General features: G+C 37.6%; 21 protein-coding genes. 12 read left to right on the plus strand and 9 right to left on the minus strand.

All coding sequences use genetic code 11. The features are described 5' to 3' along the window. Positions 1–180 precede the first annotated feature (180 nt). Entirely contained in the window at positions 181–1,671 is a 1,491-nt protein-coding gene (locus AY601_RS05880; RefSeq protein WP_068397817.1) for a serine hydrolase, read from the minus strand. 490 nt (positions 1,672–2,161) lie between these two features. Between AY601_RS05880 and AY601_RS05885 the strand changes: the two genes are divergently transcribed. The 3 genes from AY601_RS05885 to AY601_RS05895 all read left to right on the plus strand — a co-directional run bounded on the left by AY601_RS05885 (position 2,162) and on the right by AY601_RS05895 (position 7,424). Continuing rightward, on the plus strand, positions 2,162–3,187 hold the full coding sequence (locus AY601_RS05885; RefSeq protein ID WP_068397820.1) for an ankyrin repeat domain-containing protein: 1,026 nt from the start codon (positions 2,162–2,164) through the stop codon (positions 3,185–3,187). 152 nt (positions 3,188–3,339) lie between these two features. Further along, the gene (locus AY601_RS05890) at positions 3,340–6,081 is read left to right on the plus strand and encodes a DUF6493 family protein (RefSeq protein WP_068397823.1); all 2,742 of its coding nucleotides are present in this window, start codon (positions 3,340–3,342) and stop codon (positions 6,079–6,081) included. Next, positions 6,078–7,424 (plus strand): SWIM zinc finger family protein, encoded by a 1,347-nt coding sequence (locus AY601_RS05895; protein ID WP_198163626.1) that lies wholly within the window; start codon positions 6,078–6,080, stop codon positions 7,422–7,424. The genes AY601_RS05890 and AY601_RS05895 overlap by 4 nt, the downstream gene beginning before the upstream one ends. A 251-nt stretch (positions 7,425–7,675) precedes the next feature. Here the strand turns inward: AY601_RS05895 and AY601_RS05900 are convergent, their stop codons facing one another. The 3 genes from AY601_RS05900 to AY601_RS05910 form a co-directional block, all read right to left on the minus strand. Then, positions 7,676–8,227, minus strand: a complete 552-nt coding sequence (locus AY601_RS05900; protein WP_068397826.1) for a hypothetical protein — start codon at positions 8,225–8,227, stop codon at positions 7,676–7,678. A gap of 99 nt (positions 8,228–8,326) precedes the next feature. Continuing rightward, positions 8,327–8,584 carry a hypothetical protein gene (locus tag AY601_RS05905; RefSeq protein ID WP_157287735.1) on the minus strand — a complete coding sequence of 86 codons (258 nt, stop codon included), beginning with the start codon at positions 8,582–8,584 and terminating at the stop codon, positions 8,327–8,329. A 103-nt stretch (positions 8,585–8,687) separates the two neighbouring features. Next, positions 8,688–9,848, minus strand: a complete 1,161-nt coding sequence (locus AY601_RS05910; RefSeq protein WP_157287737.1) for an acyltransferase family protein — start codon at positions 9,846–9,848, stop codon at positions 8,688–8,690. Positions 9,849–10,046: 198 nt separating this feature from the next. Between AY601_RS05910 and AY601_RS05915 the strand changes: the two genes are divergently transcribed. Together AY601_RS05915 and AY601_RS05920 are read left to right on the plus strand one after the other, a co-directional pair. Further along, positions 10,047–10,838: a response regulator transcription factor gene (locus AY601_RS05915; protein WP_068397835.1), complete on the plus strand. Its 792-nt coding sequence runs from the start codon at positions 10,047–10,049 to the stop codon at positions 10,836–10,838. Between the two features lie 54 nt (positions 10,839–10,892). Beyond that, entirely contained in the window at positions 10,893–11,564 is a 672-nt protein-coding gene (locus AY601_RS05920; RefSeq protein ID WP_068397838.1) for a hypothetical protein, read from the plus strand. Between the two features lie 26 nt (positions 11,565–11,590). On the opposite strand, the gene AY601_RS05925 is transcribed toward AY601_RS05920, so the two are convergent. Continuing rightward, positions 11,591–11,986: an immunity 22 family protein gene (locus tag AY601_RS05925; protein ID WP_068397841.1), complete on the minus strand. Its 396-nt coding sequence runs from the start codon at positions 11,984–11,986 to the stop codon at positions 11,591–11,593. Positions 11,987–12,153: 167 nt separating this feature from the next. Then, positions 12,154–12,912: a response regulator transcription factor gene (locus tag AY601_RS05930; protein WP_068397844.1), complete on the minus strand. Its 759-nt coding sequence runs from the start codon at positions 12,910–12,912 to the stop codon at positions 12,154–12,156. A 94-nt stretch (positions 12,913–13,006) separates the two neighbouring features. Between AY601_RS05930 and AY601_RS05935 the strand changes: the two genes are divergently transcribed. Together AY601_RS05935 and AY601_RS05940 are read left to right on the plus strand one after the other, a co-directional pair. Beyond that, positions 13,007–13,657: a DUF1349 domain-containing protein gene (locus AY601_RS05935; RefSeq protein ID WP_068407242.1), complete on the plus strand. Its 651-nt coding sequence runs from the start codon at positions 13,007–13,009 to the stop codon at positions 13,655–13,657. Positions 13,658–13,813: 156 nt separating this feature from the next. Next, a complete protein-coding gene (locus tag AY601_RS05940) occupies positions 13,814–14,257 on the plus strand; it encodes an SRPBCC domain-containing protein (protein ID WP_068397847.1) in 444 nt (147 codons plus the stop codon). Positions 14,258–14,330: 73 nt separating this feature from the next. On the opposite strand, the gene AY601_RS05945 is transcribed toward AY601_RS05940, so the two are convergent. The 3 genes from AY601_RS05945 to AY601_RS26005 all read right to left on the minus strand — a co-directional run bounded on the left by AY601_RS05945 (position 14,331) and on the right by AY601_RS26005 (position 17,575). Beyond that, positions 14,331–14,678, minus strand: a complete 348-nt coding sequence (locus tag AY601_RS05945; protein ID WP_068397850.1) for a YtxH domain-containing protein — start codon at positions 14,676–14,678, stop codon at positions 14,331–14,333. A gap of 20 nt (positions 14,679–14,698) precedes the next feature. Further along, positions 14,699–15,070 carry an STAS/SEC14 domain-containing protein gene (locus AY601_RS05950; protein WP_068397853.1) on the minus strand — a complete coding sequence of 124 codons (372 nt, stop codon included), beginning with the start codon at positions 15,068–15,070 and terminating at the stop codon, positions 14,699–14,701. Positions 15,071–15,133: 63 nt separating this feature from the next. Continuing rightward, positions 15,134–17,575 carry a PAS domain S-box protein gene (locus AY601_RS26005; protein ID WP_068397856.1) on the minus strand — a complete coding sequence of 814 codons (2,442 nt, stop codon included), beginning with the start codon at positions 17,573–17,575 and terminating at the stop codon, positions 15,134–15,136. A gap of 173 nt (positions 17,576–17,748) precedes the next feature. Here AY601_RS26005 and AY601_RS05960 point away from each other — a divergent pair, with 173 nt between their 5' ends. The 5 genes from AY601_RS05960 to AY601_RS05980 all read left to right on the plus strand — a co-directional run bounded on the left by AY601_RS05960 (position 17,749) and on the right by AY601_RS05980 (position 23,018). Beyond that, entirely contained in the window at positions 17,749–19,455 is a 1,707-nt protein-coding gene (locus tag AY601_RS05960) for an FAD/NAD(P)-binding protein (protein WP_068397859.1), read from the plus strand. Between the two features lies 1 nt (position 19,456). Then, on the plus strand, positions 19,457–20,050 hold the full coding sequence (locus AY601_RS05965; RefSeq protein WP_068397862.1) for a DUF1543 domain-containing protein: 594 nt from the start codon (positions 19,457–19,459) through the stop codon (positions 20,048–20,050). Further along, the gene (locus AY601_RS05970) at positions 20,047–20,610 is read left to right on the plus strand and encodes a hypothetical protein (RefSeq protein WP_068397865.1); all 564 of its coding nucleotides are present in this window, start codon (positions 20,047–20,049) and stop codon (positions 20,608–20,610) included. The genes AY601_RS05965 and AY601_RS05970 overlap by 4 nt, the downstream gene beginning before the upstream one ends. Positions 20,611–20,691: 81 nt before the next feature. Further along, a complete protein-coding gene (locus AY601_RS05975) occupies positions 20,692–22,128 on the plus strand; it encodes an adenosine deaminase (protein WP_068407245.1) in 1,437 nt (478 codons plus the stop codon). A gap of 11 nt (positions 22,129–22,139) precedes the next feature. After that, positions 22,140–23,018 carry a glycosyl hydrolase gene (locus AY601_RS05980; protein ID WP_232324704.1) on the plus strand — a complete coding sequence of 293 codons (879 nt, stop codon included), beginning with the start codon at positions 22,140–22,142 and terminating at the stop codon, positions 23,016–23,018. The last annotated feature ends 53 nt before the right edge of the window (positions 23,019–23,071 follow it).

A 23,071-nucleotide genomic window follows, 5' to 3' on the forward strand; every position in this document is an offset into this window, starting at 1 on the left:
CTTTTTTAATAAAGACAGTCTAAGATGCGATTATTTTAATTTATTATTACTTTTTTCTTTTTAATTACCTGGATAGTGTTCTGTATGTGGCTTTTAATTAATTTAAGGTAAACTCCATGATGGCCCAGTGATTTCAAATAGCTAATGAGCCCCTGTTTAACTTCCTGTTCAGCTATTTGTTTAACTACCTGAAAGCGCTTTGATCCGATTTGAGGCATTCGCATTTTTAGGATTCAAAGCAAATGATTTTTTATAGCTCAGCACAGCTGCTTTATAATCACCCGTGATTTCCAGGATTTCTCCGAGACTATCATGTGCATTTGCACTTTCCGGATAAAGTATAGTATTCAATTTAAAAATTGATAAAGCCTTTGCCATTTCTTTCTGACTTAACAGTTTATATCCCCAGCCATTCAGGTCATTCTCACCTGGAGAAAAAGTTGAATCTTTCTTCTTGAGTTCAGCTACGATAGCAACCGACTTATCGAAACCCTGTTTAAGAAGTGCTGTCCTTAACTTTTGAATAACCGGAGGTAGACCAAAACCATTTGTTTCGTGCATGTCCGGAATATAGTATGCGCCTATTTCATCAATAAACCTTTCTGGATTAGCACCCATTAAATTGGTCAATACCACTATAGAAAGATCATCCTTTAAATAAACAAACAAAGCAGATCTGCCACCACCTACCGGGCCAACAGCAGGATGTTCAGCTCTGGTCACTGTTGGCCATCCAAGCGCATAGCCATTAGTCAACTGATTAAATCCACCAATTTTTCCATTATTTAATAGGGCAGGTGACCATAAAGCATCTATGCTGGTTTTATCTTTTAATAGTTTGCCACTTTGCAGCGCCATGAGCCAGTTTGCCATATCTTTTGAAGTAGATAAGATGCCAGCTGCTGTTCTGAAAAATACAGGGAACTGTATATAACCAGTACCAGGCGTTTTACCTCTGACCATGCGGCTGTTAACATATTTACTCATCGTATAAGCTCCTGCCGAGTTCGGGATTACATCATATGAATCGCCAAATCTTGTTAATTGCATTCCAGCTGTTTTAAACTGTCTGTCTTCTATGAATTTTGTGAAATGTAAACCACTTAGTTTAGTGATAATTTTTCCAAGGATAACATAACCAGTTTGATTATAACTGAATCTCTCCCCAGCATTAAATTCCAGAGGTAAGGTTTTTACTTTTTCCCACGAGCGTAGCTCATCTCCATTTTCCAATACCTGTTCATTGGCATCAAGAATATCTGGTAAGCCCGATGTATTAGTTAATACCTGCTGCAAAGTTATTTTCTGCCAGGAAACCGGTAAACTATCTAAATAAAGTGAAATTGGGTTGGTGATTTTTAATTTTCCTTCTTCAGCCAGTTGCATCACTGCAACCCCTGTAAAAGCTTTGGTAATGGAATTGATGGAAAAAATACTTTGATCTGTTGCAGGAATAGAATTTTCCAGATTCGCAGTTCCATAAGTTTTTTGTTTGATCAATTGTCCGTGGCGAACTACTGCCAGTTGTAAAGCAGGAATGTGTTGTTGCTGCATTTTTTGTTTTACAAATACATCAATACTATCTGGCTGATCGGAATTTTGTGCTTTAGACAAAGCAGGGATCAGCATTCCGGAAATTAAAAGTGTTACTGCGAACTGTTTGAAATTCATTTTGTAAAAGAGGTTAATGATGTCTTAATTATAGCCGCCTCAATAAAGAGGAAATATGCTATAAGATCAGCATTAACGATTTAAATTACATTAGATATTCAAAAAAAATCCCTGCAAACATAAAATTTGCAAGGATAATCAAGTATTGCTATAAGTTTTATAGCCAGTAATGTTATTATATAACTATGAACAATATAAAACTCCCAAAGTAATAAATACCCATACTCCAATGTAGAAAAAACCTAAAAGGGCTGTTATTGTGTTATCTTTCATATCTTTTGTATTAGACAGCAAACATAAAAATTTTTTATAAATTATTAGCCTAATCATATGCATTAATACGTATTTATATGGTTTCTAAAGCTGTATAGTTACTACTAAAAGAATCTTTTGCTTTTGTAGTAAAAGAATAATGTTTGAGCTATCTCGTAATATATTTATTTAGTTATCTTCCGCACTGATTACAACCGACATTTAAAATCTCACGAGAATGGATAAAGCTTTGAAGATAAGCCGGAAAGAATATATACACAATCTGGAAGCTAAGGAAATCAATCCGATCAGTAGTTTTTTTACCAGTACCGTAGGAAAATTAATCGCAACGTCAACTATTGCTTTAAGTGCTCAACATGAAATTTATGTCAATCAATGCGAAGTAAATGGTACTCACCTTAAACTCGTATTTACTACAGGGCTTTTTGAATTTCAAAATATAGAATTGTGTCTTTGTTTACCGCAAGAATGGGAATTAAGGCGCTTTGCTTCTTCTCAGTTCATAGAAGAAACTTTTATAGTTGACTTGTTAAAAGAGATGACTATAAAAATGGAACGTAAAAAATCGGCATTTCAAATCGTTGAAGGACTTTTTCTTGATCAAAATAAGACACCCTGGAACAAGCTTTCATGGGATCAGGAAATTGAAGGTTTAGTTCTTGTTGACTACAATTGGAATAAAAATACTAAGCAAGAGGAGGGCCGGAATGAGGCAGATGAAATCATCACAATCTATACTTTAATGCCAGTTTATAAAACTAAAGGTAAAATTAAAGATAAGCTGAATGAAATACTCCTATCAAAAGATCAATTAGGCTGGGAGCAGCTTGCTTTTCCTTTGAATAAGGCAATAAGACTTCAAAAGATGTTAAATGATGGAGTAACTAACAACAACATGGAGAAAGTTCAGGAGGCAGTGGAGGGAGGTGCAGAGATTAACAGAGGCTATATAGAAGAGCATTGGCAAATGGGTTTTTATTCAAATCAAACAATTTTAACCCGTGCTTTTGATACTGAAAACGTATCATTGATTAAATATCTGGTTGAAAAAGGCGCAGAAGTACCCGTGAATGCACTGGCTTATCTTGGAGGCTGGGGGAAACGGGACATTTTTGAATATCTGATCAGCAAAGGGGCAGATATTAATGCGGAATCTGTAGGAATGTCGGCGCTGCAGCGTGCAAAATCTTTTAAAAATGCAACAGGTTTTGATGACTTAATCGCTTTAGGTGCGGTTAACTGATAATCAGGTTTGCTAATAACCAGATTTGCTAATAAGGAAGTTCGCCAATAAGCAAGTTCGCCAATAAGCAAATTTATTAATAATCAGGTTTGAATTGGATTATTCTTATTGCTGATGAAAAGGAATAAACCCAATTACCAATTGAAGAAAATATGAATGCAATAAAACAATATATAAAAGATAAAAACTGGCAGGAAATCTTAAATTATACTAAGACTTTAAATGCACAAGAACGTGTTGAAATGATTGCTTATCTGCATACTTTAGATCTTAATATTGATTTAATGGGTGTTTTACCCGATCAGGTAAAAGACCAGGTTCAGCCTGATTTTTATACTAATAGATTAGCTATAGAAACTACCTTGAATTATGCATTTATTACTTGCACAAGGACAATACAAGAACTTAAACTAACAGAAAATAATAAGAATGGCTGGGTTCAAAACCCATTGTGGCAGTATTTGAATTCCGGTGTGTTCGGAGCAGGGCCCTTATTAGAACTGTATAAACTGTTCCCACCAGCATATTTAAATCAAGCGATCAGAGAAGCTTCAAAAGCCCGTTTTCAGAATTTTGATTTTACCATATTATGGGACTTATATACGCATGGGCTTATTCCTTTTGAAGAAGAATTTTTTGTAAAGGTATTCTTTACTATTCCCATGTTTAAAAGAAATACGCAAAAAGATGCTGATTTTCTGTGGCAGAATCCAGAAGTATTGACAAAAGTTTTTCTTCAGTTTTATAAATATGAGGTTCCAGTTTTAGATACCTCAAAATGGGATACCCCCAATGGATTTGTTTGTAAAAGAGTAACTGAATTCTGGACAGAAGTATTCCAGTTGCTTTTAGAAAAGGGATATGTATTTAACCGGCTGCTTGTTCAACAGCTCATGGAGTCACTTTTGAACAATTGGAAAAAACCACAGCTGGATTGGCATATCCGGCTATTGGAGCTTTTGAAAACCACTTCAGCAGAATACTTAAGCTATCAAAATCTCTTATTTTCCTTACTCAATACCGGAAGCGCAAGTCTGATTAATTTTGCGGTCAAACAAATCCATTTGCTATACAAAGCCGAAAACTTTGATGCAGCTGGATTTATAGCTAATATCCCAGCTATTTTTTCAAAAGAGAAAGGGGAGAAATCAATTCTGACGAGCCTGGAAATATTAGATTACTTATTATCTAAACCTGATTATAAAGATAACGGGATTGCCGAACACTTGTCCTTACTCTTGATACAGCCTGATGTTAAAATCCAGGAAAGAACTGCATTGATGTTGGTTAAATACACTGATAAAGGATTTTTAAGGGAACTCGTGTCGCCTTATTTAACTAACTTAAAAGACAAACCTAAAACTATTCTTGGCCTGAATACCATATCAGCAGCTATAAATCCGGAGGTTCACAACCAAGAATCTAAAATTGTTAACCATAAACCTGAAGTCGAACATCCCCGATTAGCAGAAGATATACTGCTTGTCCCTGTGAATATTCCGTCTACCTGGGAAGAACTGCTTTTTCAGGTAGGGGCTTGTATCAGAACGAAGTCGGCATTAGATATAGACCTGTTTTTCGAAGGATTAAATCAGTTGCAGGATATCATCCCTTCAGGCTTTGAGAAGCAACTTAAACCGTATGGTAAACAGCTTTTTAACAAGTTCTGGGGAAATGAGGTGATGACTTGTTTTACTGAGTTCATGGACTATTGGATCAATAAGCAGATGATTGACAACAAGGAGAGTGAAGTTGTGCCATTTTTAAAACATAAGTGCCTGTGGATGCAGCAAAAGCTGGCCTCCAATAGTTTAGCCTCTGGTAATTCAGTTTCCAATCCTAAAGTACCTTTTCTTTCTACACCTACGCATGCCCCGTTTTATATTCATCCCAAAACACTTATTGAACGTCTGCTCCAATATGAAACACAAAAGGTAAAGGTTGAACTTGAGGATTTGATTGTCGCCTGTAACAGAACGCTTTATTCCTTAGCTGATGAAGAAAGTATCCATTTAGCCAAAACATTAAAAGGGAATTATACGGCCGCAATTCATTACGCGCTTGACATTACTGACCAGGCTGAACTAAACGAAGAGTTATTGCCGCTTTGGACACAGCTTACCAGGATAAAACATCCATCTGCTACTTTAAATGTATTCGGAAGTACCAGTGCTAAAGAATATCCAGCTGTTTGTAAACCTTTTAAGCTCAACTTTAGTGTTGAGATTGATAAAAATGAATATGCTACCTGGTATCGTTTAGCATTAGAAGATAACTGGAACGCTGCGTGGTTCTATAAAAAGAAAACAACATCTTATCCGTCCCTTTTTTATAATCTGGCTCCATTTAAAGCAGGTTACAGAGAAGAGATTCCTTACCAGATGAGTTTGACACCCCAATATCTGGAAGCTTTGTTATGCAGATATATTCCCGATACCTCCAGTGGAAATGAGGTCGCAGAACTGGAAGATTGCCTTTATCCACTTCAATTTTTGCTGGATCATCAATTGACAATTTATGATAGCGGATGGCTCTATATTGCGGTCTGTTTAGTATTCGAAAAGAAAATTTCCAGGGAGCTGGCTTCGGAGTACATTCAGCTTTCAATTTTAGGCAAACAGCAAGATTTAACGCTTTTGGCTGAAATAATAGGGAAATTGATCTCACTGAATTTTTCTCCCGTCAATAGACTTATAGAATACTTTGATAAGCCTGTGGATGCTATCAAAATAAAAGAATTTCAGCTGTTGGTATTAGAAAGTTGTATTCAGCATTTTGATGCCGGTAGATTGCCCGCGAACAGCAAGAAAATTATTGCTTATTATCTGGATTGGTCCAAATCCCTGCATAAGGAAATTGATACTGATACTTTATCAAAATTGAAAAGCAAATGATGCAGGATTTTGAATATCACTATAAAAGCTCTTCTACCATAGCGATTAAAGGAGCAGACAAGTCTTTTATGCTTGCTCACTGTTCAGAAGTAGAGAAAGATAATAATATACCCTGTTTTTTTTATGGAAATATTATCAATTCATTTGTTGCTTCAAAATGCTTAAGCGCAATGGCCAAAACCGTTCGTGCTCATTTTGCAATTACCCCTGATCAGCGGATAAGTCTGCGTGATCCGATTGTTTCTGTAGGCAATGAGCAGTTGCATTTTGAAGCATTTTCTTCTTGTAATAGTGTATATGCAAGAATAGATGTGCTTAAAGAAGGCATAGATGGTGAATTTATTCAATCGGGTTGTACCAATGTAGATTTTAACGATGCCACTATAAGAGCCTTTAATTCAGTTGTGAGAAATGAAAAACTGCTAATTGCTGTGGGGTCCAAAGAAATGCAGGTTATTACTGAAAATGCTTCAACTACAGAGAAGAAAGTAAGTTTGCCAGACCGGTGGATCAAAGGATTGGGAAATGTGCAGGTTTATTTAGCTCAAATGAATTTGATTTTTAAACTTGACAGAATCCAGGCTATACAATTGTTTAGAGGTTTGCCAAAGACACCCGTTAAAGTAGCTTACTTTCTTTTAAAGTCAGGTAATACTTATAGTTTCTCTACGCTGCCAAAACCAGGAAGTGTCAGGATTGGAGGTATTCATAGAATGGGGCTGATCGAAAACTTATTGATGTTTACTGATCATGTTTCTTTTTATCAAAGTCAGGATCAGCAAAGCATCGCAGTTATATTAGATTTTAAAGATATCCGTATGTTATTCTTATTATCTGATGGAGTTTACAGAGGATTTTCAGGAGAAGGAAAAAATCTTGAAAATCTGACTACTGAAGTTTCTGATGAACTGATATCAACTATTAATCATCAATTCAAAACGAATGAAATCTTTCAGCCAACGCTTATATCTATTGCAAATGATCTTCAATTTCAGACCATGGATACTTTGCAGGCTTCCCTTTCCAGTATTGGCTTATTAGGTTATGACTTACACACTAATTCTTATTTTTACAGAAAATTACCGTTTAAATTATCCCGGCTTAAAAGCTTGAATCCCAGAATGCAGAGTGCCATTAAGCTAATTAACCAGGGGGATGTTGAAATCTTAGTACAGGATCAAAATAGTATAAAAGCCCAGGTCAAAGGAAGTTCGGGAGTGATACATACAGTTCTGGGAAAGCAGGATGATTTTCAATGTACTTGTAACTGGTTTACTACGCATCAAAATAAGAGAGGTTTATGTAAACATATCCTCGCATTAAAAATGAAACTAGATTTATAACCTTCCGGGTTCGAAGATTGATAGGGCTTACTCTTGCAGCCTGATCAGTTCTTCCAATCGTTGGTGCGCGTACAATTCATCATATCAACGATAGTATAAAAACTGCTTCTATTCAATTAACTCCGGCTCATCTTACCCAGCTCGATCAACTGAGCGCCGTTTCTTTAGGCTATCCGCATGATTTACTAGCTACCGTTCAAAGTCGGCCCTGGCAGATTCGTTTTTCTTCTGAATGAATTACAGGAATGAACTTATTTCAACTGTTTTCTGATCTGTTTTACTTTTGAATAAAATCCAATACTTTCTTTATCAATAAGGAAATCCATGGTTTGAATAAGTTCTTCTTTAATCCAGCTATGTTTAATACTTAGATTGGCTAAGATGTTCAGGCAGTGTGACTTAATGGCCACTGGTACTTCTTCGTCTATCAGCCAGCTGAAGACTGTATTCACCAGAGCCTCGGTATCATAATTAGCCAGCAACTCTTTTAAAGCAGCTGATGCACTTTTTTTAGTCATTAAAGCCAGAATTTTGCTGTAATGTCTGCGTGCTGAAAGGTTGTTTTGGGCTGGAAATTTGAACAGAAAATAGGTAGCATGAGGAAAAAATCTGTCCTGATGTAAAGAAAATATGTTTTCTAAAATCCACGCAGCTCTGAAAGCGATTTGTTCGTCTTGATGAAAAGTTATATCGATGAGTTCTTGTACCGAAAAGGTTTGTTTTCCTGCAATTGAAGCCAGTTTTTGTACTTTGCTTTTTTGCAGTGTGGTTTTCAACGTATCAATTAAGGAATAGGACAGCATAAGTTAAAAATAGTATTTTTTTAAAAGAAAAACCACGCAATAGTGTAACTTATAAAGCTGGACAATTGCGTGGTTTTATAAGCAGTACATTAAAACTTATTATTTGCCATTCAAATAAATGCTGTCTATTTTCTTGCCAATCTTTCTTAAAGTTACTAAGGCGCCATCGTCTGTAAAACTTACTATCCTGTTAGCCAGAGGATATAATTGAGTATATAAAGGGTCTTTTTCCAGAATCATTGCATCTGTATAGTAATCTTTATAAGCTGGAAGTAAATACCTTGGACTATCTCCAGTATCGGGGATTAATGCTAACCGGTAAATCTCAGTACTGACACAGAACCTGATAAATTTCATTGCATCGTTAAGTTTGGTACCCGATAAGCTGGTATCCAGGCATAAAGCGTCCACCCAACCAATGGGAGTTGAGCCATGATCTGATAATGCCCATAGCCTGTGCTTAAGAGCTGGCTAATATTTTATCTTTTATCCTGAGAAATGGCAACTCAATGCAATATCTCAAGATAACAGCACCTAAAAAGGTTGTTCCAATACAGAAAATCAATGTTAAGCTACTGTCTTTTTCAAGTCCTGCCTGCTCCAATAGATTTTGGGTCATATGGATCGTGATCTTATGAATCAGGTAGATTGAATAAGATAATGCTGCCAGGTGGAAAGTGAATTTTGATTTAAATTTATAAAGTATACAATCCGGGCACACGGCTGAAGCTACGATAGCACCGAAAGCCAGCGATATCAAAGGAAAGCCAAAAATGGAGCTGTTAAAACTATGCGGATTAATGCAGATAAAACAAGCGCTTAATAAAAGGAGCAGACCAGATAGGAGCAGCCAGTTTGCATATTTATTTATTGTTTGATAAGCCAGCGGATAAAAAGCAAAGATTGCTGCAATTCCTACGCCGGTTAATAAGCCATCAAGCCGATTGTAAGTTGGATAATATATATACTTGTACCATATAAATAAAAAACCATCGCTGCTTAAATGTGGTGCAACTAACTGGTTCCAGCTCCATAATCTAAGTGCAAATCCTAAGATAAAGAAGCCTGTGAAAATATATACTGATTTTTTACCAAGTTTAAAATATTGGATCAGCAATACTATCAATGGCAATATCAAATAGAATTGTTCTTCTATGCACAATGACCATGCATGTGTAAAGGTGCCGGTTTTTCTAAGATCAAGATCCAGGTTTAAAGTAAAAGTGAGGTATTGCCAGATTGGAGCAAGCTGTGCTCTTTCACGGATAACCGGGATAGCCAGATAAAGTATCAATACAACCAGATATGCGGGGATGATCCTGAAAGTCCGTTTGATAAAGAACTCTTTTAAAGATAAAGGTCTTCCTTTGCTGATTCTCCTGAAAATTTGTCCGGCAATCAGAAAACCACTTAAAACAAAAAACAAGTCAACACCAATCCATCCCAGGCCAATAATTTCTTCTGGCCAATCCGGATGCGCGAAATTCTGATAATGATAAAAGAAAACTAAGGTAATCGCAAGCGCCCTAAGATGATCCGGGCCTGAAAGTTGAACAGGGGCAATCGAAATATGATGCATTAAGTTGGGGAAGGGAATATCGTGTTGACAATTTTTTTCCAAATTAAGTCTTTTATACCTAAATCGAACATGTTTTTATATTTACGTTTTAGTATTGAAATCTATTCCCTTCCTATGGAATAAAAATGCTTTTTCCCTTAAGGAATAGCCTGTAATTATTGCCGTTTTTTTTCCATCTGAATGATAATCTGTATATTGTGGTGTATATTCCACGCAGGTTTGCACAGAATTAACGCTCTCATGAAAACGAACAACAAGCCAACCTGGCTTGACTATTTGAATGCGCTTAAAAATAGAGGAATCGAAGCTGAACAGTTAAAATTAACAGGCTTTGATGATTTCTTCCTCGCTAATAACTTCGCTCAATCGTTTTTTATGCATAGTATCCCTTTTATCTATCTATTGGATTACCAAAGTGGCTTATACATTAATATGTCTGAAAACTTCGCAGGCTATAGCGCTGAATGCTTCCTGAAAGACGGTATTAACCATACCCTGGAAATCTATCAGCAAGACCATTTGAGATTGTTTGATGAAGAGATTTTTCCGGACCGTTTGCGGATTTTGGAGGAAATAGCACCCGAAGATCATAAAAATCATATATTCTCTTATCAATCTCTGATCAGGAACAGGTACGGTCAACACGAGCACTTTTTACAACGGAACTGCTTTATCTCAGACGAGGAGCGAAATCCTGTTTATAGCATGGGAATACTGATAAAAATCAATGATTTTGGAGACTATAGCCCCGTTGTGCAAACTGTTGAGCGGGTTGATACCGGCAGAGAGAAGGAAAATGAACTCATTTGTAAGAAAATTTACTACTTAAATAAAGAAGATCAGATTTTTTCCAAACGTGAAAAAGAAGTGTTGTCGTGGATGGCTGAAGGCTTAAGCAGTAAGATGATTGCGGATAAGTTATTTGTCAGTGAACATACAGTGATCAACCACCGCAGAAGTATGCAGCAAAAAAGCAATATGCCTAATGCGATTGCGCTCGTTGGATTTGCAATTAAAAGCGGGATCATTTAAGCAATTTGTCAGGATATCGATATATTTGATATTGCAGTTAGCAGAATTTAACCTATGGGCATATTAGATCTATTCAAAAAGAAACAACCAGTAACGACTACGAATGAAGATGACAACGGAGAATTGCCGTTACTAAGCGATTTTAAATTTTATTACCTCTATGGATTTACAGATCAGCCCAACCAGGTTTCAACCGATTTTGAGCAGTTCAATGCACTTTATAAATTAGTCATCGGACAAGTTGGGGGAGTGGCCATTACGAATTCTTATCATCCATATTTTATCGTCAACCCAAAAGGGACAACTGTTTGGGCAGCGGCATATATTAAATTATATATCAACGAAAAGAAAGGTGAAGTATTTAACAACATCAGCACTGCAGCTGCTATTTATGGGGTTGATACTTCACCTATTCTTAAGGACATGCATATATGGCCTGATACGAGGTTAACAACTACTGAGAATCCTGTTTTCAGCAAATATGTTCCGTTTATTATACCATTTCTGGTTTCAGCTAAACACCAGGAATTAAACTGGGATAAAGAGATTAATTCAGGTATGGCTACAAAAGGTAATGCCGCAGCTTATGTAGAACAAGTAACTGCAGCGATTAAATTTTTTATGCCTGAACCTGCTTTCATCATTGGCTTTGATGAATTTGACGAAAATAATCCTTCGGGAATGATTGACAAGTTTATTAAATGCAAATCAATGTTTAAGGCGTAAGTTTAGAATAAGCTTTAATCCTAAACTTAAGAAGGATTATTAAAGCTGCCCAGATAGACCAGGTTATTATAGCTGTTTAATGGTTTTTCTATAATCAATTCGTCATCTGCATAACTGATAATCGCATTGATTAATGGAAGCCCCTTTTTTACGCCGGCCTGGTAGATTGCAACTTCTAACTGATCGTCCCAAATTGGTAACTCCTCAATAGCACTCTGGATACTAATCCTTTTTCTGCTATGGTAAACGGTAATCCAGTCTTCATCATAGGCTTTTTCCAGGTTCAGATCTTTACCGAACTGGCTGCGCTGATTAAGGTCTGAATTGTCTTTGATGAATTTAGACTGATCAAAATATTTATCAAACTGTTCTTCAGTCTTATCTGTGGTCCCTGCCCATACGTGAATCTTTTGCTGTGCCATCTTTCTTTATTAACTCCGGTTTTTAATGGAGCCTTGCAAGGTAAGGGTTTTGTGAGGAAAAATAAGCATCCATTACCAGGTTTCCATCTCGAACATTCTGAACGGCATAACCACTGCTTTTTAAGCCATGGCTAACATTGGGAGAGGAGAGAAAAAGAGCGAATGAATCAGATCAGGTTCATTCTTTCTGCAATGCGGCATGCCTCCAGAGAGTTACTGACTCTTAGTTTCTCTAATATGTTCTGGCGGTGCCTGTTAACTGTATTGACACTGATTGATAACAGGTCCGCTAATTCTTTGCTCATTTTACCTTTCCTGATCAGTTTTAATATTTCTTTTTCACGAACTGATAGTATCTTATTATACTCTTTTTGATCTGGCTTAAGCATAACACCAGTAGCAGAATTAAGAATTACACCAGCTGTTGCTATGGTTTCATCATAAGATAGGTTATAAAGACAAAGCGCTAACCACAGACTACCATTTGAAGAACTACATACATAAAACATCCGGTGTTCTACGTAGCTGTATTTTCCATCTTTGTTGAGCATCCGGATTTTGCTTTTAACATGGTAATCAGATCTTTCAGCGATGGACAGGTTTTTTAATAAATTAAAGAACTGCAGCTCCAGGAGGTGTTTTTCAACAAGGTCATCCGGATGGATCTTGTTGAAAATATCATCTTCCCAAATGGAATTTATTTCTTTCGCATGATCATTTTCATCAAATCCCAGTTCTTTGGCTACTCTTCCATTATAGATATAACTTTTATTAGCTTCCATGTCACTAAGTACAGCTAAAGAATTTTCTATTTTGGAATACATGAAAGCCATATATTGGTATTGAGCAAGGTTTGCGGGTTTAGTATGCTCTTCTCCAAAAGGTTGCTTTAATAGTTTTTCATTGAGGGTATTGATAATATTCATTTAAATATGGTTATTAATCAGCATTGGAGAGCCGTTCACTGGAATTTACATTTGTACGTAAATATAACGTATGGTTATTAACTCAAAACAACAAATGAAGAAAATTATTTTATGCATCATTACATTCGTAATTGCGCAAACAGGATTTGCTCAGACCTTGGAAAAGATGCAGTGGTTTAATGAGCCGCAAAAGTGGGAAATTAAAAACAACGCACTGACCATGTCTGTAACCCCTCAAAGTGACTACTGGAGAATTTCACATTACGGCTTTACCGTTGATGATGCCCCTTTCTATTACAGCACTTACGGTGGAGAATTTGAAGCTAAGGTGAAAATTTCCGGAAACTATAAAGTCCGGTTCGATCAAATGGGATTAATGTTACGTACCGATCATGAGAATTATATCAAAGCTGGAATCGAATTCGTAGATGGTAAATACAATTTAAGTACTGTAGTGACACATAAAACGAGCGATTGGAGTGTAACTACACTAGATAAAACACCTGATTTTGTCTGGATAAAAGCGGTAAGAAGGCTTGACGCTGTTGAAATATTTTATTCTTACGATGATAAAACATATGTGATGTTGCGGAATGCCTATTTGCAGGATAATAAGCCTGTAATGGTTGGATTTATGGCAGCTAGTCCTGATGGAAATGGTTTCAACGCGAAATTTGAAGGTTTTTCAGTAAAACAACTTGCTGATCAGCGAAGATTGGAATGGTTGAAGAAAAACGCGGATTAATATAGATTTTCCTGAGTACTGGAAGTTGAGATAAACCCCTGCTAACGTGACGTTGGCAGGGGTTTATGCGTTTGTCGTGAATTGCACCTGATAATGGCGTTATTGCCCCTTATAGATTTTAAACGGAGGTGTTAACTTTAAGAAAAGAAAGAAGCTATGGAAAAGATGGAATTTAGTATTACGATTAATGCCCTGCCAGACAAGGTGTGGGATGTGATTATCGGAAAAGATACGTATGAATTATGGACAGCACCTTTTTGTCCTGGTTCAACGGCAAAGACAGATTGGAAAAAGGGAAGTAAAGCAATTTTTGGAGATGGTAAGGGGAATGGTATGGTTTCTGAGATCGTGGAAAGTATTCCTGGAAAATTTTTATCCATTCATCATCTAGGTGAAATAAAGGACGGGGTTGAAGATCCAACAACTTATCAGAACGAAGAATGGGGAGATGCTTTGGAGAATTACACCCTTGAATTGGTGAATGGTAATCAGACACTATGGCGCGTAAATATGGATATGAACGGTGAGTATGTAGACTTTATGGAGAAAACCTGGCCATTAGCGCTGCAAAAGGTAAAGGAACTTGCCGAAGCAGAATAGGTCCTGGTCATCCGGTATCCGTTTTTCGATGTTAAAAAAGTGAGCTGGCTAAATGATTAGCCAGCTTTGATCCTTACTCTTTAACAGCCTGTTTTTTCCAGGCAGTAGTCCCTGCCGAAGGAACCCTGATTTTTGTCGTATCTTTTCGTTTATTTTCTGGCCCTTGTAACTGATCAGCATGCTCGCGGTTGGTTTCTCGCAAATCATCCAGCAGCTGATCCTTCAACTCTTGATGATGTCCCTGCTCTTTTGAAGGGTTAAATGTTTTTGCCAATAATAATCTGGATTCGCGTCCGGATCTGGGTGCTAATAATACAGCTATAGCAGCACCTGCTGCGAGTCCGGCAAGAAGTGCAAAGGCAGTCAGATTATTATCTTTTTGGCCGTATATTACACCTTTAATGAGTTTTCTATAGTTCATAAATTTAGGTTTAATAGTTATTAAGATTCTTTGATACTTAACCAGTCAATTGCCTGCGGTAATTCCGACAGCTCGTAGCCTTTAGCTTCTCCAGGGCTTACATAACTGAAAATATCTGTGAATTTTTCAACAGACTTCTGGTCGGTTACAATGGCCATTTTTTTCCATTGGGTGAGGTGTTTAACACCTGCAATCAGATCCTGTATCCAGGCCCCGGCTGTAAAGTTCTTCACATCCGTCTCCAGCACCAATAGATAATAAATTTCTTTATAGCGTTCACTTAATGCCTCCAACCCAGGTAATAATACCTGCTTTAAGTCATCTTGAGTGACCTCGTCACTAGCGCGCACACCGAATACATGATCGGGTAAATTTGGAATGATAGTCAGCATATCTCATAAGTTAATCAGATGGTTATAACAAGATGAGCATGATAAGGTTTTTAAAATCCTGAATTAAGATTGTGGAAGTGGCAGGCTAAAGCTGAATGTTGAGCCTTTGCCGAATTCACTTTCACACCATATCTGGCCATGGTGCCGGTGAACGATTTCAGCACAAAGATATAAGCCAATTCCAAAACCAGAAATCGAGTACATATGGTTACCTTCCACACGATAATACCGGTCAAATATTTTACCAATGTCATCAGTTTTAATACCCATTCCCTGGTCTTTTACACTGATTTTTACAGTACCATGTGCTATGGAACAGGTTACGTTAATTATACTGTCCTGAGGAGAGTATTTTACTGCATTACTAATCAGGTTATGGATTACCTGTCCGATCTTATCCCGGTCAGCACTCAAAATGGTCGTTTTAACTGGGTCAAATATGACTTGATGGCTTAATATAGTTGCCAAAGACTCGTCTTCTGATTCTTTGAGGAGTAAAGCAAGATCAAAGTTTTGGCGGTCTATATGTATTTTACCAGATTCTAACCTGGAAATATTCAGAAATCCATTGATCATACCAGTCATCTTTGTGACCTGGGCATTTACTTTTTCCAATGCATTTATAATGAAATCATCTTCCTGTTTTGTCAGCTTGACAAGTAATAGCTGCATATAGCCTTTGATTGAAGTAAGCGGCGTTTTCAATTCATGACTGACCATTCCTATGAAATCATTTTTGCGGATTTCATCCTGTTTTTTCTCCGTAATCTCATGAAGGATACCGGTAAAGTAATCCCCACTCTCGCTATATTGCATCTCACCAATTCCACGTACCCAGCGAATTTTGCCATCGTGGTAACCAATGATCGGGTGCTCTGAGTCAAACCGCGTACCTTTGGTAAAAGCGGATTCAGCCAAATCTGAAACTTCTTGCCGATAATCTGGATGGATCTGGTTGAGGGCTGCCTCATAAGTAACTTCATCATCCGGATAGAATCCAAAGAACTCCTTTAGCTTTGATGACACTATAAAACTACGATCTTTAGCATTGATATAAAAAGTACCTAATCCGGCAGCATCAATCGCTATGCGCAGATTTTCTTCTGCACGTTTAATTTCTGTGGCTGCCAGGTATTGTTCTGTAATATCCATCACCACACCGGTAAAAGCAGAAAAAGTACCGGATGGATCCATTTTTAAATTACCAATTGCCCTTAGCCAGCGTAACCGGTTGTCATTAAGCCCGATTACAGGATAGGTAACATCGTAATCGCCATTGTTATAAATAGCGTTATCCATTTTTGCCGCTACGTAACTACGGTATTCTTCAGGAATCTGGGCTAGTGCCTGCTCAATAGAAAGCGATTGCTCAGGATAATAGCCAAATAGTTCTTTTAAGCGGGCATCAGTAACGAATTCCAGTGTAACTGAATGAATAAACCAGGTGCCAAAATTAGCCGCATTGACGGCTAAACGAAAGGCCAGTTCACTTTCCTCAATCTTTTGCTGGGCAATAACCAGTTCCTGATTAATAAAGGCCATTTCCTCATTCATTGCAATCAACTCTTCGTTGGAGGCGGCGAGTTCTTCATTGGTTGCAGCGAGTTCTTCGTTGGTAGCAGCCATTTCTTCATTGGTAGCGGCAATCTGCTCGTTAATATTTTGTAATTCCTCCGCACTTTTTTCCAGTGACTCCTCCCATTGTTTGCGTTCAGTAACATCTCGTGTAGTGCCGGCTACAGCTTCTACCTCACCTTGCTCATTGAGTACTGGCGTTAAAATGTAATCATAAACCCGTCTCCCTAAAGTGGCATGTGGAAAAGCCACTTCGCCGCGAATGGGTTGTTTGGTTATTTTAATCTGATCGATCTCCTTTTCATGCATCTCAGCATGCCAGGGCTCGTATCCGTTTTCTATTAACCTTTTTCCTATGGCAGTTTCCCAGGTTTTGCCCCACATGGAAAGAAGTGCGCTATTTACATAAGTAAAGCGGTAATCAAGATCAAAAACATACATCAGATCTGGTGTACCTGATATAATTGTTTCATATACTCTTTTTTGCTGGTCGGATTGCGCTCTGGATTCTCTTAAAGCTTCTTCAGTATTTTTGCGTTCAGTAATATCACTGGCAGTACCGAACCATTCCATGATTTGACCCTGATCATCCATTATTGGAACTGCTCTTGAAAATGTCCAGCCAGGTGTACCATCAGCTCTGATTACCCGATGTTCCAATTGAAATATTTTCTTTTCACGTATGGAATCAGCTATGGATGCCTTTACCTTTTCCATATCCTCTGGATGGATATTGTTTGCCTTCCAATCATTCGTAGGCTCGTGAGTGTCCTTTAAAAAACCACGGCCATCCAATTCACGCATCACTTGCCAATCTGCGCTCATGCTATAAATTACATCAGAAGTAGCGTTGACCAGCGCTGCAAAACGGGCCTCACTTGCAGCAAGTGTATGATCATTTGATATATTTTTGTCGAAGGAATTAGTCATAACTAAGAATAAAAACACGCAATAATCGTAAAAAAACAAGAAAAGATATAATTTGTTTTTCATCTGAAAAATAGCTTATGAAAATCATCATTTCCAGCTAAAAATAATTTCCCGTAAAACATTTAATAACAAATGGTGTTGATGCTGTAATCTTCATTTAAGACTGCAAAAAATTGGAAAACATTAAACATATTGGTATTCTTGGCGGTGGCCCGAGTGGCTTGTTCATGTTCAAACGGTTGATAGAATCGGGTACGACAGATCTGGTGATTAAGATATTTGAAAGAAAAAATAAATTAGGTGCAGGTATGCCTTATAGTTCAGAAGGGGCTAATGATGAGCATATTACCAATGTATCAAGCAATGAAATCCCACTATTGGTCACTTCACTTGCCGACTGGATTAAATCCGTTCCCAAAGATACGCTTGATAAGTTTCATATTGATCCCTTGCGTTTTAATGAATATAAAGTTCTTCCACGGCTGCTTTTCGGTCAATATTTAACAGCTCAATTTGAGCTGTTAAAAAAGATGGCCAGCAAAAATGGTATAGATTACCAGGTGTATTATAAGACTGAGGTAACAGATATTACAGATGTTCCAGCTCAGAAAAAGATAATAGTAGAGATAAACGGGAAGGAACAATTTGAATTTGACCAGGTGATTATCTGCACAGGTCATAAATGGCCGGATAAGCATGAAGGGAAAGTTCCCGGATTTTTTGATTCCCCATATCCGCCTGTTAAGCTGGCCTTAAAGCTTGACCATCCGGTTGCTATCAAAGGATCTTCCTTAACTGCAGTTGATGCTATCAGAACGCTTGCCCGCCATAATGGGACTTTTGATAAGGATAATAATGGTAACCTTTCTTATCAGCTGCTTGACCATAGTCCCAACTTTAAATTGGTATTACACACGCGGAACGGAATGTTACCTGCAGTCAGGTTTCATTTGGAAGATTCCCACTTATCCAATGATTCTTTATTGACTAAAGAAGAAATCGCTGAACATATCGCCTCAAATCATGGTTTTTTATCTTTAGATTATATATTCGAAAATGATTTCAAGTTGCCGATAAAAGAAAAGGAACCTGAGTTTTATGAAAAGATAAAAGACATGAACCTGGAAGAGTTTGTGGACGCAATGATGGAATTAAGAGAGCGTCTTGATCCTTTTCAATTGCTGAAGGCTGAATATGCCGAAGCTGAAAAATCAATCTCCAGGAAGAAATCCGTTTATTGGAAGGAAATGTTGGGCGTCTTGAGTTTTGCCTTGAATTATCCGGCAAAGTATCTCTCCGCAGAAGATATGCAGCGTTTACATAAATCTCTGACCCCATTAATTTCTATCGTAATCGCTTATATTCCTCAAAGTTCGAGTGAAGAAATGTTAGCGATGTATGAGGCAGGTGTGCTGGAACTTATTCCGGTAGGGGACGATAGTCACATTGAAGCGATGGATGAGGGTGGTGCAACCTACCATTATACTGATGAGGCCGGAAAGGAACAATCCGTATATTTTAATACTTATGTAGATTGTGTAGGTCAGCCTCACCTGGCTTTTGAAGATTTTCCTTTTAAAAGTTTAGTAAGCGGAAGAACTGTGAGCCCGGCCAAGCTTAAATTCCGTTCTGCAGAAGAAGGTCAAAAGGCATTAGCGCATGGTAAAGAAGTAACAGTGGATCAAAATGAAGACTATTATTTGAAAGTTTCAGGAATTGCAATTAATGATCATTTTCAGGTAGTTGATTCCTATGGAGCGTTGAATGATCGTATTTATATCATGGCGGTACCTTATATTGGTGGTTACAATCCTGACTATTCTGGTCTGGATTTCAGTGAAGCGGCATCTGCTGCAATTATCAAACAATTATTAGCATAAAATGAACGAAGAAATATCAGGAGAACTTAAATTATACATGATTTTATTAGGCTCGAAAGCCCCCAAAAGGAATGTCGAGCAGCACGATTTCTTTTTTGGTATCGCACGTAACTTGAAGGAACTGGTTCCTTCCATTCGCTCTTTTTGGCCAGAAGCAGGTAATAGTATTCATTTAGATGGCTGGCGCGAGATAACGATGGTAGATGGCTATCAGGTTAAGGTTGTTTTAAAAGAGGAAGCCCCTTTACCGTCATCGCCTTTACTTTCACCGAAAAAGCTCTTCTTTATTAACCTTGGCGGGTATCAGCCTGATATTCTGGAAGAACAGCATTATACGGTTTTGAGTGTGCACGAAGAACGTACACAGGCCATTCAGGAGGCAAAGAAAACTGTATTTTTTAAAAATAATAAAGTTAAAGGTGCGGGGTCCCATATTGATGAAAAATACGGGATAGATGTAGATGATATTTATAGAATCGAGGATATCCTTGCTGATGAATTTAAAGACCATTATCATTTATTGATTACCCCTTCATCAGGACAGGAAAAAGATATCATCAATTTAGGTTATCTGAAACTTGATAAGATCAAATGATAGCCGATGAAAAATTAGCGGATTGGGTAGCATCAAAGCATGCCGGACAACTTATAAAACGTACCGGAAAACCATACTTTGATCATTTGCTGGCTGTTGCTGAAATGGCAGCACCAGTCGTTGCCCTTGGCTATGAAACTGGTCTTTGTCATGATTTGCTGGAAGATACAAATACGAATGAAGAAGAGCTGATAGCGGCTTTGATTAGCTTTGGTTATACGGTTTCCAACGCTAATAAAATCGCATTTAATGTGACTGAACTTACCGATGTTTTTACAAAAACTGCTTATCCAAGGTTGACTAAGCTGGAACGAAAAGCACGGGAAGCCGAACGTTTGATGAAAATTAGTCCAATTGCCCAGACCGTTAAATATTGCGATCTGATTTATAATATTGATTGGGTTTTAAAGTTTGATCAAAAGCATGCGCAAGCGTATTTAATCAAAAAGAAGTTATTATTGACTGCTATGGTTAAAGGAGATGAGGGGTTGCGACAGCTTGCGCTGCACGCAATTGACAATGGCTTAAAGGCATATTTGTTTTTTAAACCGGAAAAATAAAGCTGATTTACTCCTGTATATTTTGAAATATCTATGGTATGTTTGGATATTGATTTACCTGATAATAATCCAATCCAGTTAATGAAAAAGTATTTTACTGTATTTTTTGCCTTTATTTTATTTCAAGCCCAAGCTCAATCCGTAAGTAATTATCTGGAAAAAATCAGGAATAATCCATCAAAGCTTACTGCTTTCTTTTCGCAAATGCCTAAGGGAGGCGATCTTCATCACCATTATAGTGGCTCTGTTTATGCAGAAAGTTTTATCGATTATATTGTTAAAAATAATTACTTCATCAACAGGGAAACACTGGCAATAGCCGAAAAGAAACCAGCAGAAGATAAAGAATGGAGCAAGCTAGGTTCCCTGAAAAAAGAAGGCCAGCTGGATGACTATAAATTCAGGCTATTAAAGAAATGGTCTGTTAAAGATTATAATAATGTTAGCATTCCTTCTGATAAGCAATTCTTTGAAACCTTTCCTAGTTTTGATGTTGCAAGTGAAAAAAATATCGATTCTGGATTACTGGAAATAAAAAACAGAGCAGTCAAAGAACATGTAAGCTATATAGAAACCATGCTTGGCTCTATTAAATGTGCCCCTATCAATGACCTGAGCTTACAATTTGATCCGAAATTTCATACTGTACTGCAGCAAAAAGATGAGCAGTATTGCCAGGCGTTACTCGATACACTTTATGGTAAGCTCATGGAAAAAAACATCTTTTCCTGTGCAGATAACTTCAGTGAAAATACCATTAACAAATTACATCATGCGATGCATTTGGATGATGATTCATTTATTATGCGTTACCAGACTTATACGGTAAGAACTTTAGAAGCCAGCGAGGTTTTCAAAAGGTTGCTCTTAGCTTTTGATGCAGCCAGTAAAAACCCGCTTATAGTTGGTGTAAACATCCTTTCTCCAGAAAATAATGAGGTAGCTATGCGTGATTATTGGTTGCATATGCAAATGTTCAGGTACTGCCATAAAAAATATCCTTCGGTTAAATATACAATGCATGCGGGTGAACTTACGCTTGGACTGGTAAAACCTGAAGAATTAACCTGGCACATTAGTTCAGCTGTTTATGATGCAGGCGCTTCGCGTATTGGACATGGTGTAGATATTCCTTATGAAGCAAATAGCTATGCATTGATGAATTATATGAAAGAGAAGGGGATCGCGGTAGAAATAAACCTGTTCAGTAATGAATTTATTTTGAAAGTGAAGGGTGACCGTCATCCGGTAACACTTTATAAAGAATTTAATGTACCCATTGTGATTAGCTCAGATGATGCGGGAGTGCTGAGGACCAATCTGACTGAACAATATGTTTTACTGGCCAGCAGATATCCTGAATTTACTTATAATGATATTAAAAAGATCATTTATAACAGTATAAATTATTCTTTTATTAAGGAGCCAGCAGTCAAGACGAAATTGCTTGCGAAGCTCGACCGTGATTTCACAGCGTTTGAAAAACTCATTATAAATACTCCGCAGAAGAAAAATTAAACAAAATTTCAATGATGGTCAAGATATTAAAGGCAGGGCTTCTTCTGTTTTGTGCAGTAGCTGCAGGATGTAGTAAAAATAATAGTTCATTACCAGACAGTCCGGTTAATCCTGTTGTAGTTACCGGTAAAAAGGGTGCTGATTTCAATGTGAATAATCAGAATGGCACATGGTATGGAAATGTGATTAACCTGCAAAGCCATTGGTATTATACCTGGGGTACAGATCTTCCACTGCAGTCCGCACCGCAAAATTGTGAATTTGTACCAATGTTCTGGGGCAGATCAAACGTGAGTGATTCGAATATTGCCTATGCTAAACAGCTTGGAGTACAAGGGAAAGCAAAATTTATCCTTGGATTTAATGAGCCTGATTTAGGCGATCAGTCAAATATGACCGTACAGGAGGCACTTGCTGCGTGGCCCAAACTTGAGTCCATAGGCTTGCCCTTAGGTAGCCCTGCAACGGCCTGGCCAACCAGACAGTGGATGTACGATTTCCTGGATCAGGCAATTGCGCAAAATAGACGTGTTGATTTTATCTGTGTACATATGTATGTAGGGACAGATGATGTTGCCTTTGTCAAAGTTTTACAGGAGCTGCATGATAAGTATAAAAAGCCGATCTGGATCACTGAATTTGCAACTGTTGCAAATAATGCAACGACTATGGCACAGAATCCATATACGCCGGAAATGGTGCTGGGCTTTATGCAAAGATTATTGCCCAAACTTGAAGCGCTTGATTTTGTACAGCGGTATAGCTGGTTTTCTGGTTCACCGACCAGTGCAAGGCTATGGTCTTCTGCCCTTGTAGATGGGAATGGTAATTTGACGGAGCTCGGAAAATGGTATGCTGCTTATAAGCCGAATACAGGGATTAAAAAGTAGTTTATCCCGATCTGTTAAGACCAGGATAAACTACTTTGCCAGAGTAAACTACT

It is taken from the genome of Pedobacter cryoconitis (assembly GCF_001590605.1).
Taxonomy (GTDB): domain Bacteria; phylum Bacteroidota; class Bacteroidia; order Sphingobacteriales; family Sphingobacteriaceae; genus Pedobacter; species Pedobacter cryoconitis_A.